General features: G+C 60.9%; 16 protein-coding genes. 7 read left to right on the top strand and 9 right to left on the bottom strand.

What is annotated here, in order from left to right:
* Positions 1 to 124: 124 nt before the first annotated feature.
* From JK213_RS13215 to JK213_RS13205, 3 genes are all read left to right on the top strand, one after another.
* On the top strand, positions 125 to 1,693 hold the full coding sequence (locus JK213_RS13215; protein ID WP_194263173.1) for a Do family serine endopeptidase: 1,569 nt from the start codon (positions 125 to 127) through the stop codon (positions 1,691 to 1,693).
* A gap of 25 nt (positions 1,694 to 1,718) precedes the next feature.
* Positions 1,719 to 2,786, top strand: coding sequence for an aromatic acid exporter family protein (locus tag JK213_RS13210; RefSeq protein WP_194263172.1), 1,068 nt, complete (start codon positions 1,719 to 1,721; stop codon positions 2,784 to 2,786).
* Between the two features lie 147 nt (positions 2,787 to 2,933).
* Entirely contained in the window at positions 2,934 to 4,391 is a 1,458-nt protein-coding gene (locus JK213_RS13205; RefSeq protein ID WP_194263171.1) for a mannitol dehydrogenase family protein, read from the top strand.
* Between the two features lie 54 nt (positions 4,392 to 4,445).
* On the opposite strand, the gene JK213_RS13200 is transcribed toward JK213_RS13205, so the two are convergent.
* Both JK213_RS13200 and JK213_RS13195 read right to left on the bottom strand, forming a co-directional pair.
* On the bottom strand, positions 4,446 to 4,598 hold the full coding sequence (locus JK213_RS13200) for a DUF3309 family protein (RefSeq protein WP_077803360.1): 153 nt from the start codon (positions 4,596 to 4,598) through the stop codon (positions 4,446 to 4,448).
* A 74-nt stretch (positions 4,599 to 4,672) separates the two neighbouring features.
* Positions 4,673 to 5,503, bottom strand: a complete 831-nt coding sequence (locus JK213_RS13195; protein WP_194263170.1) for a TerB family tellurite resistance protein — start codon at positions 5,501 to 5,503, stop codon at positions 4,673 to 4,675.
* A gap of 170 nt (positions 5,504 to 5,673) precedes the next feature.
* Between JK213_RS13195 and JK213_RS13190 the strand changes: the two genes are divergently transcribed.
* Positions 5,674 to 5,982 carry a hypothetical protein gene (locus JK213_RS13190; protein ID WP_194263169.1) on the top strand — a complete coding sequence of 103 codons (309 nt, stop codon included), beginning with the start codon at positions 5,674 to 5,676 and terminating at the stop codon, positions 5,980 to 5,982.
* Here JK213_RS13190 and JK213_RS13185 read toward each other — a convergent pair.
* Positions 5,979 to 6,209, bottom strand: coding sequence for a ribbon-helix-helix domain-containing protein (locus JK213_RS13185; RefSeq protein WP_194263168.1), 231 nt, complete (start codon positions 6,207 to 6,209; stop codon positions 5,979 to 5,981). The genes JK213_RS13190 and JK213_RS13185 overlap by 4 nt on opposite strands.
* Positions 6,206 to 7,264 (bottom strand): tRNA epoxyqueuosine(34) reductase QueG, encoded by a 1,059-nt coding sequence (gene queG, locus JK213_RS13180; RefSeq protein ID WP_194263167.1) that lies wholly within the window; start codon positions 7,262 to 7,264, stop codon positions 6,206 to 6,208. Before queG ends, JK213_RS13185 begins: the two co-directional genes overlap by 4 nt.
* Before the next feature lie 158 nt (positions 7,265 to 7,422).
* Here queG and JK213_RS13175 point away from each other — a divergent pair, with 158 nt between their 5' ends.
* From JK213_RS13175 to JK213_RS13165, 3 genes are read left to right on the top strand one after another with little or no spacing between them, the layout of a single operon-like run.
* Positions 7,423 to 8,961 (top strand): adenosine deaminase, encoded by a 1,539-nt coding sequence (locus JK213_RS13175; protein WP_194263166.1) that lies wholly within the window; start codon positions 7,423 to 7,425, stop codon positions 8,959 to 8,961.
* A complete protein-coding gene (locus tag JK213_RS13170) occupies positions 8,958 to 10,034 on the top strand; it encodes a purine nucleoside permease (protein WP_194263165.1) in 1,077 nt (358 codons plus the stop codon). The genes JK213_RS13175 and JK213_RS13170 overlap by 4 nt, the downstream gene beginning before the upstream one ends.
* A gap of 3 nt (positions 10,035 to 10,037) precedes the next feature.
* Complete coding sequence (locus tag JK213_RS13165) at positions 10,038 to 10,928, top strand: DUF817 domain-containing protein (protein ID WP_211571740.1); 891 nt, start codon at positions 10,038 to 10,040, stop codon at positions 10,926 to 10,928.
* Here the strand turns inward: JK213_RS13165 and JK213_RS13160 are convergent.
* The 5 genes from JK213_RS13160 to mazG form a co-directional block, all read right to left on the bottom strand.
* Complete coding sequence (locus JK213_RS13160) at positions 10,901 to 11,950, bottom strand: purine nucleoside permease (RefSeq protein ID WP_194263164.1); 1,050 nt, start codon at positions 11,948 to 11,950, stop codon at positions 10,901 to 10,903. The genes JK213_RS13165 and JK213_RS13160 overlap by 28 nt on opposite strands.
* A 133-nt stretch (positions 11,951 to 12,083) precedes the next feature.
* The gene (gene tgt / locus JK213_RS13155; RefSeq protein WP_194263192.1) at positions 12,084 to 13,229 is read right to left on the bottom strand and encodes a tRNA guanosine(34) transglycosylase Tgt; all 1,146 of its coding nucleotides are present in this window, start codon (positions 13,227 to 13,229) and stop codon (positions 12,084 to 12,086) included.
* Positions 13,230 to 13,258: 29 nt separating this feature from the next.
* Positions 13,259 to 14,302 carry a tRNA preQ1(34) S-adenosylmethionine ribosyltransferase-isomerase QueA gene (gene queA / locus JK213_RS13150; RefSeq protein ID WP_194263163.1) on the bottom strand — a complete coding sequence of 348 codons (1,044 nt, stop codon included), beginning with the start codon at positions 14,300 to 14,302 and terminating at the stop codon, positions 13,259 to 13,261.
* Between the two features lie 85 nt (positions 14,303 to 14,387).
* Entirely contained in the window at positions 14,388 to 14,651 is a 264-nt protein-coding gene (locus JK213_RS13145; RefSeq protein WP_194263162.1) for a hypothetical protein, read from the bottom strand.
* A 157-nt stretch (positions 14,652 to 14,808) separates the two neighbouring features.
* A complete protein-coding gene (gene mazG / locus JK213_RS13140; RefSeq protein WP_194263161.1) occupies positions 14,809 to 15,612 on the bottom strand; it encodes a nucleoside triphosphate pyrophosphohydrolase in 804 nt (267 codons plus the stop codon).
* Positions 15,613 to 15,616: the final 4 nt, after the last annotated feature.

The raw sequence follows: 15,616 nt of genomic DNA, 5'->3' as shown, positions 1-15,616 counted from the left end.
CCGGGCTCTCATCAGGGAAAATATCACGTCTGGAAAGATTTTGACGCTATCATGAATGGGCTGCAAACGCACCTTGAACGGCAGGATGGTGACGAACGGCCATGTTCTGCGTTAGCGTGGGGGCATGAAAAACCCGTCTGTCCGTCTTTCTGTTTCCGTTCTGGCGCTGTCCCTGTCCCTTTCCGCAGGCTGGGCGCTGAGCGCGGCTCCAGCGCTGGCTCAGGATGCTGCGCCGGTTGCAGGCCAGCCGTCTTCCGTACCGACTCCTGCGCCACGTTCGGTGCCATCGAGCTTTGCGGATCTGGCAAACAGGCTTCTGCCGTCGGTCGTGAACGTCTCGACCTCTGCTGTGCTCAAGCCTGCGAAGACAGATGATAAGGGGCCCGATTCCAGCGATCCGGACGGCCCGCAGGTGCCCCCGTTCCAGCAGGGCTCACCGCTGGAAAAATTCTTTCATGATTACCTGAAACATAAACCGGCCCCGAACCATCCGCCGCGTCGTCAGCAGGCGCTGGGTTCGGGCTTCATTATTGATGCGTCCGGCATCATCGTGACGAACAACCACGTGATTGAAGGGGCAGATCAGGTCAGCGTCACGCTTCAGGACGGGACCGAGATGCCGGCGCGGATCGTGGGACGGGACAGTCAGGTCGATCTGGCCGTGCTGGAGGTCAAGCCGAAGCATCCGCTTCCGACCGTTCCACTGGGCCGGAGCGACAAAGCGCGGATCGGGGACTGGGTTCTGGCGATCGGCAACCCGTTCGGGCTGAACGGAACCGTCACGGCGGGCATCATTTCCTCGCGCGGACGAAACGTCGAACACGGTCTGTATGACGACTACATCCAGACGGATGCCGCCATCAATCGCGGCAATTCCGGCGGTCCGCTGTTCAATCTGTCCGGTGAGGTCATTGGCATCAACACGCTGATCTATGGCGGCTCGGGCGGCGATTCCATCGGGATTGGTTTTGCCATTCCGGCGGATGATGCACGGGGGATCATCGACCAGCTTCGGCGCACCGGGCATGTCTCGCGCGGCTGGATGGGGCTGAAATTCCAGGATGTGACGAACGACATTGCCGAGACGCTCGATTTCCGCAAGCCGGACGGCTCCAACGGCAAGGGAACGCTGATTTCTGAAATCGATCCGAAAGGCCCGGCTGCAAAAGCGGGTCTTGAGGTTGGCGACATCATCACCCGCGTCAATGATCAGGACGTGACCGGCCAGACCATGCCGCGCATCATTGCCTCCATTCTGCCGGGGACGCAGGCGCAGTTGGCCGTTTGGCACAAGGGTGCCCTCAAAACGCTGCCGATCACGCTCGCGCAGTCCCCCACGCCGCCGGATATGCCGCCATCAGACACGCACCAGCCGGAACACCGCCATGCGGCTCTGGGTGAGCTGGGGGTGACGGTCAGTGCGATCGACGCGGACGCACGCACGCAATATGCGCTGTCTGACGACCAGCGCGGCGTTCTCGTCTCGCGGGTCGAGGCAGGCAGCCCCGCCGCCTCGCGTGGGATTGTGGAAGGCAACGTGATTACGCAGGTCGGGCAGGACCAGATCAACACCCCGGACGATTTCGCCAAGGCCGTGCAGGGTCTGCACGAGCGTAAGAAGACGGAAGCCCTGCTGCTGGTGCAGGACGACGACGGGCTGCGCTGGGTTCCGGTGCCCTTTCTGGGGAACTGATTTTCACCTGAACTGAAATGTGAGCATGAATGTTCTGATACGTCTGGGCCGAGCCTGGCTGCCTACGCTGCCCCGGAACAGCAGTTGGCGCGAAGTCATGCGTCCCGCAATACGCCAGACCATCCGGGTTCTGGTGTCGGTGGTCGTGGCGTGGATCGTTGGATCGCTCATGCATCTGCAGGAAACGATCTGGGCGCTGGTTACGGCCCTGATCGTGACGCAGTCCAGCATCAGTCAGACCATGGCCACGGCCCGCGACCAGATCAGCGGAACGGTGATCGGAGCGCTGGCGGGCGGGTGCGCGGTCGTGCTGGAAATCACGACGGGTCTGCGCTGGGTTCCGTTCTGGATCATGCTGACGCCGCTGGTGTTCCTGACGGCCATTCAGCCGACGCTGCGTTTCGCCTGCATCACGCTGATGATCGTATATCTGTTTCCCAGTCAGGGCAGCCCGTTTTTGCCGCTGGTCACGCGGCTTCTGGCCATTGTCATGGGCGTGGCGGTGTCGATCGTCGTATCGTTCCTCATTCTGCACAGCAGCGCGCGCAAGCAGGCGTTTCATACGGCAGGGCGTCTGTTACGGCGCATGGACCAGCTTCTTAAAAGTGCGCTCGACCAGAATACGGGATGGACGGCCATCGAGCAGCAGAACGATGACTGTGTGGCCCTGCTGATAGAGCTTGAGGACGCCGTTACCGAAGCGCGGCGCGAGCGGCTGAAGGAACTGGAACAACGTGATCCGGTTCTGGCAGCGTTGCCCCGGCTTATGAGGCGCCTGCTGAATGACACGATGCTGGTCGCGCGGGCCATTGCGACGGGGCGCGCGGCAGGAAATACCGGCCTGATGCCGTTGTACAAGGGGCTGAGCCATGCGCTCCGGGCGCTGGCACATAGTTGTGAAGAACAACTGACCACGAAGAACAGCCGGCATCCGCGACAGGCGCAGGATGAAGAAATTCTTCATCTCCTGCCACGTCTGGAAGAACAGACCAGGCCGGAGATGCGCTTTGTGATGTCCCTTTTCCGGGAAGATCTGGAAAGAGCTGTCGGCGTGGTCATGCGCGAAGATGTAAGTGGCATGAAAGGGCTCTGACGCCTCTTTTCTAGGGTCTTTGCGGCGGACGGCGCCGGGGGGTGTTGAAACCGTTATTCGGCTTTTGCGTTGTTCGAAGGCTATGATGGCACATGCCCGGCCTTGTCGGTCCCCGTCAGCGACCGGCCCGAAACCACGGAGAAGTCCATGATTACGCGCGAAACCCTCAAATCTCTTCCTGCCAATGTCCAGGCGCCCCCTTACGACATTGACGGTGTGAAACCGGGGATCGTGCATTTCGGTGTCGGCAATTTTTTCCGGGCGCATGAGGCGTTTTATGTGGAGCAGATCCTCGAACACGCGCCTGACTGGGCGATTATCGGCGTTGGTCTGACGGGCAGTGACCGCTCAAAGAAAAAGGCCGAGGAATTCAAAAAGCAGGACTGCCTGTATTCCCTGACCGAGACAGCCCCATCCGGCAAAAGCACGGTGCGCGTCATGGGTGCACTGCGCGATTACCTGCTGGCCCCGGCCGATCCGGAAGCCGTGCTGAAGCATCTTGCCGATCCGGCGATCCGCATTGTCTCCATGACGATCACGGAAGGCGGCTACAACATCAATGAGACGACGGGTGCGTTCGATCTGGAGAATGCGGCGGTGAAAGCCGATCTGCAGAACCCGGAAAAGCCGTCCACGGTCTTCGGTTATGTCGTCGAGGCTCTGCGTCGTCGCCGGGATGCCGGACACAAGGCGTTTACGGTTATGTCCTGCGACAACCTGCGCCATAATGGCAAGGTCGCCCGCAAGGCTTTCCTCGGCTATGCGAAAGCGCGCGATCCGGAACTGGCAAAATGGATTGAAGAGAACGCGACTTTCCCGAACGGAATGGTTGATCGCATTACCCCAACTGTCTCGGCTGCCATTGCGAATAAACTGAATACGGCCAGCGGACTGGATGACGACCTGCCGCTGGTGGCAGAAGATTTCCATCAGTGGGTTCTGGAAGACCAGTTCGCCGATGGTCGTCCGCCGCTTGAAAAAGCGGGTGTGCAGATGGTCGGAGACGTGACGGACTGGGAGCACGTCAAAATCCGGATGCTCAATGCCGGGCACGTCACGCTCTGTTTCCCGGGCATTATGGTTGGCTATGAGAATGTGGATGACGCCATCGAAGACGGCGAACTCCTTGGCAATCTGAAGAACTACCTCAACAAGGATGTCATCCCGACCCTGAAGGCGCCGTCAGGCATGACGCTCGAAGGCTATCGGGACAGCGTCATCAGCCGCTTTTCCAACAAGGCGATGTCGGACCAAACGCTCCGGATTGCCAGCGATGGCTGTTCCAAGGTTCAGGTGTTCTGGACGGAAACCGTGCGCCGGGCGATCGAAGGCAAGCGGGATCTGTCACGCATTGCGTTCGGAATTGCGTCCTATCTCGAAATGCTGCGTGGACGGGACGAGAAGGGCGGGACGTATGAATCGTCCGAGCCGACTTATGGCGAAGCCGAATGGAAGCTGGCCAAGGCTGACGATTTCGAGAGTTCTCTGAAGCTTCCGGCATTTGACGGATGGCGCGATCTGGACACGTCCGAACTGGATCAGAAGGTCATCGCGCTGCGGAAGGTCATTCGCGAAAAGGGTGTGAAGGCCGCCATTCCGGCCTGAAGACTCCTTTCGGGTCTAAAAAACCGCGCTCTGTGAGGAGCGCGGTTTTTTAGCTCAGATCTGCCCCATCAGGACAAGAATCACGACAATGACCACGATCAGGCCAAGGCCGCTGGACGGGTAGTAGCCCCATTTTGAGCTGTACGGCCATGACGGCAGCGCACCGATCAGCAGGAGGATCAGGATTACAAGAAGGATCAGTCCCATGGCACATCTCTCTTGCCGGTTGAGACTGCTTTACGCGCGTTAGTGAATAAAAGTTTCCGCAATATTGCGAAAGATCAAAGCTGCCGGTCGCGCTTGATGCGGTCCCAGGCGGCATTGATGCGGGCGACCTTGTCCTGCGCGCGGCGGCGCTCGGCTTCGGACATGGGTTTCTGTGCCAGAACGTCCGGATGGTGCTCGCGGATCAGGGTCCGCCAGCGGACACGTACTTCGGTATCAGTGGCAGTGCGCGTGATGCCGAGAATGCGATAGGCGTCCGGTTCGTTCGAACTGGCAGCGCGGCTATTGCCACTTTCCGCCCGATCCCACGCCCCCGCAGGGAGGCCGAAGGCGCGGTGGACACGCTGGAGAAAGTCGACTTCCTTAGGGTGCAGCTTGCGGTCTGGTCCGGCATCGGCACGGGCGATGCGGAACAGGGCCGTCATGAGGTTTTCAAGCGGTGCCGTGTTGTCGGCATAGGCGGCGCCCATTTCGCGGGCATACATCTCGAAGTCGTCCGTCCGGTCGCGGGCGCGGTCGAACAACATGCCGACTTCCTTGACGTTGTCGGAAGGGAACTGGAAGCAGGTTTTGAAAGCGTTGATTTCGTGCCGGTTGACCGGGCCGTCGATCTTGGCAAGCTTTGCACATAGGGCGACAAGCCCGATCGCGTAAAGCTGATCCCGCTTGCCCAGCGCCGCCGCAATCTTGGCCGCTCCAAAAAAGGCCGCGCTGTTGGGGTCAGGCCGACCATTTGCAGGAAAACGCTCGCTCCATCCGCCTGTCGAGGGTTTGAGCAGGGAACCGCTATCGGCAGCATGTCCCAAGGCCGCGCCCATCAGCGCTCCGAAAGGACCACCAACCGCGAAACCCGCGACACCACCGAACATCTTGCCCCAGATAGCCATGAGTTCAGCCTAGCACGCCCATCCTCGGCGGCAAATGACAGATCGTACAGCCGCACGTCACGCGGTCTGAAAGCTTTTGCGTGAGGCGTGCTATGGAAGCGGAATGACGAACCCGGCCCCTCTTCAGGCTTTGTGCTGTCAGGGTTTCAGACTGTTTGACGGATATTTGCATGACTTCTTCGCTGCCCCCTCGTACTGACGACGAACTGATGGAGCTTCTGATCCGCCGGCTGCCCGAGAAGTTGCAGACAGTGCTGAACTGGCTGCGGGAGCCGTCGCATAAATGGGTACGAATTCCGGCGGGCGTGCTGTTCATGCTGGGGGGCGTTCTGTCGATCCTGCCGGTTCTCGGATTATGGATGCTGCCGGTCGGCGTGATGCTGCTGTCACAGGATATTGCACTGTTCCGCCGTTTGCAGGGCCGCGTCCTGCGTTGGGTCGAACGCAAACACCCCGATTGGCTGGGACTAAACACCTAGCCTGAGGTTTCAATCCGCTTTTGCAGGTGCAGAAGTGCGGCAATCCGAAGCGCAGACGCCAGCGGACGTTCGGGCGGCCGTGTCGCGTCCAGCGAGGCGACGAGTGAGGCAAAGCTCTGTTGGCGCGTTGTGGCGATCATGTCCAGAACCGTCCAGAATTCGGGTTCGAGTGCCACGGACGTCCGATGGCCGGACAGGGACAGACTGCGTTTGACGAGATCGCTCATGCCGGTTGGTCCTCAAGCTGTTTGATGGCCCAGTCTGCCGTCTCGGCAATATCCGGGTCCGGGTCTGTCAGCAGGTCCTGCGCAGCGGGGAGGAGCGATGGATCGGCGGAATTGCCGATGGCGATCAGCACGTTGCGTACAAACCGGTTGCGCCCGATCCGCTTGATGGGCGAGCCGGAAAAGAGTGTCCGGAAACTCGCATCATCCAACCGGACCAGTTCCTCAAGTTTCGGCGCCACCAGTTCGGGGCGGGCCTGAAGTTTGATATGCCGCGCGCTTTCGGCAAAGCGGTTCCACGGACAGACGGACAGGCAATCGTCGCAGCCATAGATGTGGTTGCCGATCTTCGCGCGCAGTTCGTGCGGGATCGGACCTTTGTGCTCGATCGTCAGATACGAAATGCAGCGGCGCGCATCCATCCGGTAGGGCGCGGTAAAGGCATCGGTCGGGCAGGCTGTCAGGCAGCGCGTGCAGGATCCGCAGCTTCCACCTTTGGGCGCAGAAGGCGCGAGCTCCAGCGTGGTGTAGATCTCGCCCAGAAGCAGCCAGGAGCCATGTTCCCGCGACACGAGACAGGTATGCTTTCCCGTCCAGCCGAGCTGCGCCTTCTCTGCCAGTGCGCGCTCCGAAACCGGCGCGGTATCGACGAACACCTTCACCTGCGTCTCCGGTCCGCCCAGCTTCACGACATACTGTGCCAGATGTTTGAGCATGCCCTTGATGACATCGTGATAGTCGCGGTTACGGGCATAGACGGAAATATTGCCGCATTCGGGATCGGTCGTCGGGCCTTCCGCCGGGGCATAAGACAGGCCTAGCGAAATTACGCTTCGCACTTCGGGCCAGAGCGCCTGAGGATGGGCACGTTCTTCGATGCGCGTCTCCATCCATTCCATTGTTCCATGATGACCCTGAGCGACGAATTCCTGCAGACCCTGCGCGACCTCCGGCCCGAGTTCGGCCTTGCAGAACCCGACCGCATCAAAACCCAGATGACGCGCATGGTCCGCAATCCGGGTTTCAAGCCCTGTGTCGGGTGTCGGAAAATCAGGCATGAAAAAGGATTGGTCTCACCGGTGAACGGACATCCATTATGTCATCGGGCATGCAAATGGACCAGCTTTTCCAGTGTTCGGAAGGCCCGTTTCAGACAGGGTTTGTCACGATCTGAAAATGGCTTGCCACGTCGGGGACGGAGCGGCATCGTTGGGCCATGCGACATCCTTTCCGCTCCATTCTGCCCGCTGCTGTTCTGGGCATGATTTCCGTTCTGGCACTGCATCCGGTCGCACAGGCTGCCCCGTCTGCCGCACAGGTTTACGATCACGTCCGGAACGATCCGGTCCGGCTGAACATGTTCCTGCGGGATTTTCCCAAAGGGGCGGATCTGCACAATCATCTGGCTGGCGCGGTTTATGCCGAAAGCATGCTGGACTGGGCTGCGCGCGATGGGCTGTGCGTGTCCCTGACGGAAAAACGCATTCTCGATCATGCCTGCACCCATTCTGGAGACGGCGAATTTCCTGCTGCCGACCTATCGCACCATGCGGGATCGGAAAATGCGCTGATCGATGCGCTGTCCATGCGCGACTTTGTGCCGTCGCCGGGGGATGCTTCCGGCCATGACCATTTCTTCGCGACCTTCGCCCGATTTACCGCCATCGCCGACGCGCATGAGGGCGAGATGCTGGCCGAAGCCCGCGACCGTGCCGCGCGCGACCATGTGACGTATCTGGAACTGATGATCTCGCCCGGGATTGGTCCGATGATCGGGGCCGGTTTCCATCATCCGTTGCAGGGCGATGACCTCGCTTCCACGCATCAGGCGCTTGCTCCGGAAATTCCGGCACTGGTGCAGAAGGCGCGCGCCGAGACGGACCGGATGGAGGCTCAGGCCCGCGACGTGCTGAAATGTGGAACACCGCAGGCCCATCCGGGATGCGCGGTCACGGTGCGCTACCTGTTCCAGACCCTGCGGACGCTGCCGCCTCAGGCCGTTTATGCGCAACTTGATGCTGGATATGCGACCGTGAAAGCCGATCCGCGCTTCGTTGGGCTGAATATCGTCGCCCCTGAAGACGACGCGACTGCCATGCGCGATTACGACCTGCATATGCGGATGTTTCATTTCCTGAACGGCGTGTATCCGGGTGTGAAACTGAGCCTGCATGCCGGGGAACTCACGACAGGCCTCGTCCCGACCGAAGGCCTGCGCCATCATATCCGCGCTGCCGTCGAAGTGGCAGGCGCCAGCCGGATCGGGCATGGCGTGGATGTGGCGCTGGAGGACGATCCTGAATCGCTGCTGTCCGAAATGGCGCGGCGTTCTGTAATGGTGGAAATCAACCTGACCAGCAATGACGAAATCCTCGGCGTTAAAGGCGCGGCCCATCCGTTTTCGCTGTATCGCCGCGCCGGGGTGCCGATGGCGTTGTCCACGGATGATGAGGGCGTCTCACGTGGGGATCTGACACAGGAATATGTCCGTGCGGCTCAGACCTATGATCTGTCCTATGCCGATCTGAAAACGCTGTCCCGCGCCGGGCTGGAGTATGCGTTCGTGCCAGGCCCAAGCTTATGGTCCGATCATCAGCCGGGGCAGTTCGTTCCGGCCTGCCAGACTTTGCCCGTCACATCCGCGTCCTGCACGGCGTTTTTGAAATCCAGCGAAAAAGCCCGTCTGCAATGGGCGCTTGAAGAGCGGTTCGGCACGTTCGAAGCCGCTGTCACACATGAGGGTCTCTATCAGTGAAATCTGTCTCAACCGTTTTCGGGGCCGCGCTCCTGTCCCTCTGTGCGTCTGGTCTGGCGTTGGCCCATGCCCCGATCCCCGTTCGGGTCGTGGTCGTCACGACGTTCGAGATCGGCAAGGATACGGGCGATACGGCGGGCGAATACCAGAACTGGATCGAAAAACTGCCCCTGCAGCAGACGATCCCGGCCCCCGGCACCGATCATGACGTGATGCACTACAATCCGGATCTGCATGTTCTGGGCATCGCAAGCGGCGAGGGGCCGGAGCATATGGCCTCGGCCATCACAGCACTCGTGCTCGATCCGCGGTTCGATCTGCGTCACGCCTATTTCGTGCTGGCAGGGATTGGCGGGATTGATCCGAATTTCGGGACCATCGGCTCGGCTGTCTGGGCGCCGCGCGTTATCAATGGTGGTCTGTCCCATCTGGTGGACCCACGCGAAATTCCCGCCTCCTGGCCGGACGGGTTTACGCCCGTGCAGGGCAGCACTCCGGATGAAAAGCCGCGCCCTGCGCTGCATTCCGGCATGGGGGACATGGAATACACGCTCGACCCGGCCCTCGTGCAGTGGGCCTATGGGCTGACGAAGGACATCACGCTTCCCGACAATGTCGGGCTGAAGGACTCGCGCCTGCGTTACACTGGTTTTGCCGCAGCCCAGAAGCCCCCTTCCGTGCAGCTTGGCGACACGATTTCAGGCGAGACGTTCTGGGTCGGCGCGAAAATGAACCAGTGGGCCGAGCGCTGGGTGAAATACTGGACGGATGGACAGGGCGTGATGGCTACGACGGCGGAAGAGGACGTTGCGTTCTGTCAGGCTCTGGCTCTGCAGGGCAAGGCCGGGCGTGTTGATCCGAAGCGTGCGCTGATCCTGCGGACAGCCAGCAATTTCGACATGCCGCCGCCGGGGCAGAGCGCGGCGCAGCTTCTGTCAGACGAAGCGCATGAAACGGGTTTTTCAGGTTTTCAGGCTTCGGTCGATGCAGCCTATACTGTGGGAAGTGTGGTCGTGAAGGAACTGGCGACGCACTGGGATCGGTACGGCAAGGCCTTGCCGTCGGCGCAATGAAGCATGTCTGATCAGCCGCCTCTCCAGACCGGTGTTCTTGAACGTCGGATGGGGAGCTGGGCACGAAATCGGCTGCCACCTGTCCTGCGGGATGCTATCCTGTTCGTGCTCAAACAGGGCTGGGCCGCGCTGTTTGGCGGCCTCTTGCTGGGGGCGGCCCTGCTCACGCGCGTTTTCTGGCAGCCCGCATGGCCGGTGCACCGCTATGATGCGCTGTTCGTGTTCGCCATCGTGGTCCAGCTTCTTTTCCTTGCACTGAAGCTGGAAACCTGGACGGAAGCGCGCGTCATCGTGCTGTTCCATCTGACGGGAACGGCCATGGAGTGGTTTAAAGTCCGCGTGGGCGCCTGGGGCTATCCCGAACCCTGTTTTTTCCGCGTGATGGATGTGCCGCTGTTTTCAGGCTTCATGTATGCCAGCGTCGGCAGCTACATGGCGCGCGCCATCCGTATTTTCGATATGCGCTTCATCCCCTATCCGCCGTTCTGGCAGACATTCGGCCTGGCGCTGCTGATTTACGTCAACTTCTTCTCGCATCATTTCATTCCCGACCTTCGATATGGGCTCTTTATGGGCACGCTCGCGGTCTATGGTCGCACCATAATCCATTTCCGGATCACGCAGCGCGACTGGTGGATGCCACTGCCTTTGGCCGCGTTCCTGTCGAGTGTTGCGCTCTGGATTGCCGAGAATGTCTGCACGACGAGCGGCATCTGGCGCTATGCGGGGCAGCACAGGCACCAGATGGTCGGTTTCAGCAAGATGGGATCGTGGTACCTGCTGCTTTACGTCGCCTTCATGACCGTCACGCTGCTGGATCAAAACCGGTTTTATCCGACCGCAAAAACCCGGGCTGCGACCTCTGGTCAGCGTGTCGGAACGTGGTCGCGGTAGCGGTCCCAGTGTGTGGCCAGTTCGCGCACGACCGGCTCTCCAGCGCGTTCGTTGTTGTCATAGGCGACGGCCTGCCCCGGTCCTTCGTCTCCCATGGACGCCGTTACTGAAACGCCGGGCGGGGGCATATCGAAATTGCTGCCTGAGCGCAGGACCATAATCCGCTCCGGATCAACATAGCCCAGTCGTGCCAGCAGCCGCATATCGTACTGGTAGTGCTGGCTTTCCTCATTGGTCATGACGAAATGTCCCTGACCTTTCGTCCACATCGTGACCCAGTTTTCGGCCCAGCGGTTGCGCTCCGCGCCATGCCAGTAACGCTCGGTACCCAGCGTCTCGCCCATCAGCACCATCGGCGGCTTCTGCGCCTGCGGATAACCGGCCCACGCTCTGCGACGTTCGGCAATCACCGGATCATCCGAGAGTTTTACGTTCTGGCTCAGGGCAAAAGCCCAGCGCGCCAGACCACGGTTGAGCGGATAGGCCTTGGTCAACTGCGCCACATCCGTCACGGAGCCATAATGGTTCGGATTGTCGGGCAGGGTGTCCGGACGGCTTGCACCAATGGCGTAGAGTCCGTATGGCCAGCCCTTCGGAATGGTGCGGTCGTCGATTTCGCGCAGGGCGTCCGCATCCACAACCCATTGCGCCCAGGCCACACTTCCCACTGACGCCATATTCGGATTGACGCCGGAAATGCCGGTGAACAGCCAGTAAGTATGGTGCAGGTCAAAGCGTGGATCCAGCGCCAATGCGTGCAGATCCATATCGCCATGGCGCAGGACGATGCCGTACACGCCATTCTTATTGCGGCGGAGCTGGTCCGGGACGCCGCGGATGGGGACGGTTTCGTCCAGATGCAGACGTTCCACCCAGTCCTGATATTCGCCGGGTGTGTCACCCGTATCGTGTCCGACTTCGAAGTTCGCCACGACCAGAACGCGGATTTCTTCCGGCGCAGCGAGGGCCGTTCCGGTTGCGAGAGCGGTGCCTAGAATGAAAGCGGAAACGACGTTGCGCATCGAAGGGTCTTTCTGAAGGTGAGGCAGGGCTCTGCCCTGCACCCGGAAGGGGTCGAGACCCCTTCACCCCAATTTATTGAATCGGGATCAAAGGGACCGCGTCCCTTTGTGGGGTCTGGGGCAAAGCCCCAGCTTACAGAGCCAGATCCGGCATCGGCCATTCGTCTTCGGTCCAGTCGCCTTTGGCCCAGTCTTTGCGCAGCTTTACGGCCAGAGCATCCAGCGTGCCATCCACGATGGCGGCGCGGATCTGGCGCATCAGGCGCTGGTAATAGGCCAGATTATGCCATGTCAGCAGCATCGGGCCGAGCATTTCGTTCGCGCGGAACAGATGATGCAGATAGGCACGGCTGTAGCGCCCGGCGACGGGTGTGTCGTCATGGGGTGTTAGCGGGCGCGTGTCTTCGGCGAAGCGGGCATTGCGCAGATTGATGGCGCCGCGCTCGGTATAGGCGCGGGCCGTGCGACCCGCGCGCGAGGGCATCACGCAGTCGAACATATCCACACCGCGCATAACCGCGCCCAGCAGATCGTCTGGCGTACCGACGCCCATCAGATACCGCGCCTTATCCTGCGGCAGCATCGGTGTGGTGAAATCCAGCGTCGAGAACATCAGTTCCTGGCCTTCGCCCACGGCCAGACCGCCGATCGCATAGCCTTCAAAGCCAATCTCGGTCAGGGCCTTGATGGAATATTCGCGTAAGTCCCGCTCGGTGCCGCCCTGCACGATGCCGAACTGACCGTATCCCTCACGCGCCACGAAAGCCTCGCGGGAGCGGGCGGCCCAGCGCATGGACATTTCCATGGATTTGCGCAGGGCTTCGGGTGTGGCGGGCAGGGCCGGACATTCGTCGAACGCCATGGTGATGGTCGCATCGAGCTTGAACTGGATGTCGGTCGAGATTTCCGGTGTCAGGCGGTGCTTGCTGCCGTCGATATGTGAGCGGAACGTCACGCCGTCTTCATCGAGCTTGCGCAGCGCGCCGAGTGACATGACCTGAAATCCGCCGGAATCGGTCAGGATCGGGCCGGGCCAGTCCATCATTCTGTGCAGGCCGCCCAGCTTCTGCACACGGTCCGCCGTGGGGCGCAGCATCAGATGATAGGTGTTGCCCAGAACGATGCCCGCACCCGTGGAGCGCACGGCGTCCATTGTCATGCCCTTGACCGTGCCGACGGTGCCGACCGGCATGAAGGTTGGGGTCGGGACTGTGCCGTGGCGGGTGTGCAGATGGCCCGCGCGCGCCATGCCGCAGGTTGCTTCGGGTACCCAGGTCATTTTGGTGGCTTGATCGGTTTGATGATCGCTCATGGCGCGCGCTCCAGCAGGCAGGCATCGCCATACGAATAGAACCGCAATCCGTTGGCGATGGCGTAGGCATAGGCCTCACGCATGGTCTCGGTGCCGCTGAACGCGCAGACGAGCATGAACAGCGTCGAACGCGGCAGATGGAAGTTCGTCATCAGGACGTCCACCGCTTTGAAGCGGTATCCGGGCTTGATGAAAATGGAGGTCTCGCCACGCCACGGAGCGACGGTCCCGTCCTCGCGGGCCGCGCTTTCCAGAAGACGAAGCGAGGTTGTGCCGACGGCGATGATCCGGCCACCACGCGCACGGGTTTCGTTGATGGCGTCTGCGGTTTCAGCGTCGATCTCGCCCCATTCTGCATGCATTTTATGCTCGGCGATCGTGGAGCGGACGGGCAGGAATGTGCCTGCGCCGACATGAAGCGTCAGGGTCCGGCGCTGGATGCCTTTTGCGTCCAGCGCAGTCAGCAGTTCAGGTGTGAAATGCAGGCCAGCCGTCGGCGCTGCGACCGCACCGCGATACTGCGAGAAAATGGTGCGGTAGTCCGCATCGTCCTGCTTTGTCGGGCCGAAGGGGCGCTCAATATAAGGGGGTAGGGCCAGCGCCCCGACCCGCTCAAGAAACGCGTCGAAATCGTCTCCCTCGACCGAAAAGCGGATGCTGACCGCGCCATCGCCTTCATTTTCCACAACGGTTGCCGTGACGGGATCGTCTCCGAAATGCAGGATATCCTGCGGCTTCAGCTTGCGCGAATTGCGCGCCAGAGCATGCCAGCTTCCATTCGCCAGAATCCGGTCGAGCGTCAGGCCGATCTTGGCCTCTCCGCGCGTGGCGGCAAGCTGGGCGCGGATGACGGCTGTATTGTTGGCAATCAGCAGATCGCCTTCTCGCAGGAAATTCGGCAGGTCGCGGATCATGTGCGGATCCGGCGCCAGACCGGGCCGGACATGCAGCAGCGTTGCACTGTCACGCGGGCGTGCAGGTTCCGTCGCGATGTGATCGCGAGGGAGTTCGAAATCGAAGGGGGCGAGATCGTCCGTCATGGGAACGTTCTCTAGCAGGTTCGGCCCGCATGAAAACGTCAGACCCGCGGGCCTGACGTATCTTTTTGTGTAGCAGGTGTGCGTTTCAGGCCGAAACGCTGAGCAGATGGCTTGTATCGCTGCTGGAGCCGGAGTTCGAAGATCCGCCGGAAGTCGTCTTGGAAATGATGTTTCCCTGGGCGTCCTCGACGATGGTCGTCGTGGAGCCGTCGGCATTCAGTTTGGTTGTCGTGGTTTCCTGCGTGGAGGAACTGCTGCTGGACGATGAGGATGCGCTGGAAGACGACGCGCTGCTCGCGCTGTAAAGGCTGCTCATGGCGGAAGAGCCGATGGAAGAAATGCCTGTCATGATGAAAAGACTCCGTTGGGAAGAAACGAAGACCAGTTTCGGATGAGAAGGTTAAGAAAGGATAAGGGCTCCTGTAACCGAGTGATACGGAGTGTATTCGGTTATGGTATTCGCGACGGTTTCATTCGCAGGGAAGGCATAACCTGTAATCAAGGCATCATTTCATGCCGGGAAGTGTCTTTGCTTCCTGCCAGAGTGCTTCCATGGTTGGCAGATCCTGCTCGGCCATGGTCTGCCCCCTCCGCGCAAGCATGGCTTCCATCGCTTCAAAGCGGCGGGTGAACTTGGCATTGCTTCGGCGCAGGGCCGCTTCGGGGTCGATATCCAGTTTGCGGGCCAGACTTGCAACGGTGAACAAAACGTCGCCCAGTTCGTCCTCGATGCGGTCCCGGTCCCCGCCGAGTTCGGCTTTCAGTTCGTCGATTTCTTCATGAACCTTGTCGAGAATGCCGGTGGGGTCGTCCCAGTCGAAACCCACGCGGGCGGCGCGGCGGCTCAGTTTTGCGGCGCGCATCAGGGCGGGGAGGGGGAGGGCAACACCAGCCAGTGCGCCATATTCGGCTTTGCGTTGGCGTTCGGCGTCTTTTTCCCGCTCCCAGGAATCGTCATCCAGAGCCGCATCGCCGAAAACATGCGGGTGACGGCGCACGAGCTTGTCGGCGATCAGTCCTGCCACAGTCTCGAAATCGAAGTGGCCCGCTTCCTGCGCCATCTGGGCCTGAAAGACGACCTGAAGCAGCAGGTCCCCGAGTTCGTCGGGGATGGCCTCGCGGTCGTCACGGGCGATGGCGTCCATGACTTCATAGGCTTCCTCGATTGCGAAGGGGGCGATCGTGGCGGGGGTCTGTTCCACGTCCCAGGGGCAGCCGCCTTGCGGGTCCCGCAGGCGCTTCATGATGTCCAGCAGGCGGTCGATCTGCCGTGGGGACGGCGGGGAGGACGGCCGGTTGGACTGGGGCATGGGA

Source organism: Gluconobacter sp. Dm-44 (assembly GCF_018256175.1).
GTDB classification, from domain to species: Bacteria; Pseudomonadota; Alphaproteobacteria; order Acetobacterales; family Acetobacteraceae; genus Gluconobacter; species Gluconobacter cadivus.
The sequence above is the reverse complement of the archived record's forward strand: the minus strand, read 5'-3'. Positions and strand labels throughout refer to the sequence as shown.

Bases quoted from the DNA above. Each gene is read 5' to 3' on its own strand.
- JK213_RS13210 (WP_194263172.1), top strand. From the start codon at position 1,719: ATGAATGTTCTGATACGTCTGGGCCGAGCCTGGCTGCCTACGCTGCCC.
- JK213_RS13195 (WP_194263170.1), bottom strand. From the start codon at position 5,503: ATGGCTATCTGGGGCAAGATGTTCGGTGGTGTCGCGGGTTTCGCGGTT.
- JK213_RS13175 (WP_194263166.1), top strand. From the start codon at position 7,423: ATGCGACATCCTTTCCGCTCCATTCTGCCCGCTGCTGTTCTGGGCATG.
- JK213_RS13215 (WP_194263173.1), top strand. From the start codon at position 125: ATGAAAAACCCGTCTGTCCGTCTTTCTGTTTCCGTTCTGGCGCTGTCC.
- JK213_RS13205 (WP_194263171.1), top strand. From the start codon at position 2,934: ATGATTACGCGCGAAACCCTCAAATCTCTTCCTGCCAATGTCCAGGCG.
- JK213_RS13160 (WP_194263164.1), bottom strand. From the start codon at position 11,950: ATGCGCAACGTCGTTTCCGCTTTCATTCTAGGCACCGCTCTCGCAACC.
- queA (WP_194263163.1), bottom strand. From the start codon at position 14,302: ATGACGGACGATCTCGCCCCCTTCGATTTCGAACTCCCTCGCGATCAC.
- tgt (WP_194263192.1), bottom strand. From the start codon at position 13,229: ATGACCTGGGTACCCGAAGCAACCTGCGGCATGGCGCGCGCGGGCCAT.
- JK213_RS13190 (WP_194263169.1), top strand. From the start codon at position 5,674: ATGACTTCTTCGCTGCCCCCTCGTACTGACGACGAACTGATGGAGCTT.
- JK213_RS13185 (WP_194263168.1), bottom strand. From the start codon at position 6,209: ATGAGCGATCTCGTCAAACGCAGTCTGTCCCTGTCCGGCCATCGGACG.
- JK213_RS13165 (WP_211571740.1), top strand. From the start codon at position 10,038: ATGTCTGATCAGCCGCCTCTCCAGACCGGTGTTCTTGAACGTCGGATG.
- queG (WP_194263167.1), bottom strand. From the start codon at position 7,264: ATGCCTGATTTTCCGACACCCGACACAGGGCTTGAAACCCGGATTGCG.
- mazG (WP_194263161.1), bottom strand. From the start codon at position 15,612: ATGCCCCAGTCCAACCGGCCGTCCTCCCCGCCGTCCCCACGGCAGATC.
- JK213_RS13200 (WP_077803360.1), bottom strand. From the start codon at position 4,598: ATGGGACTGATCCTTCTTGTAATCCTGATCCTCCTGCTGATCGGTGCG.
- JK213_RS13145 (WP_194263162.1), bottom strand. From the start codon at position 14,651: ATGACAGGCATTTCTTCCATCGGCTCTTCCGCCATGAGCAGCCTTTAC.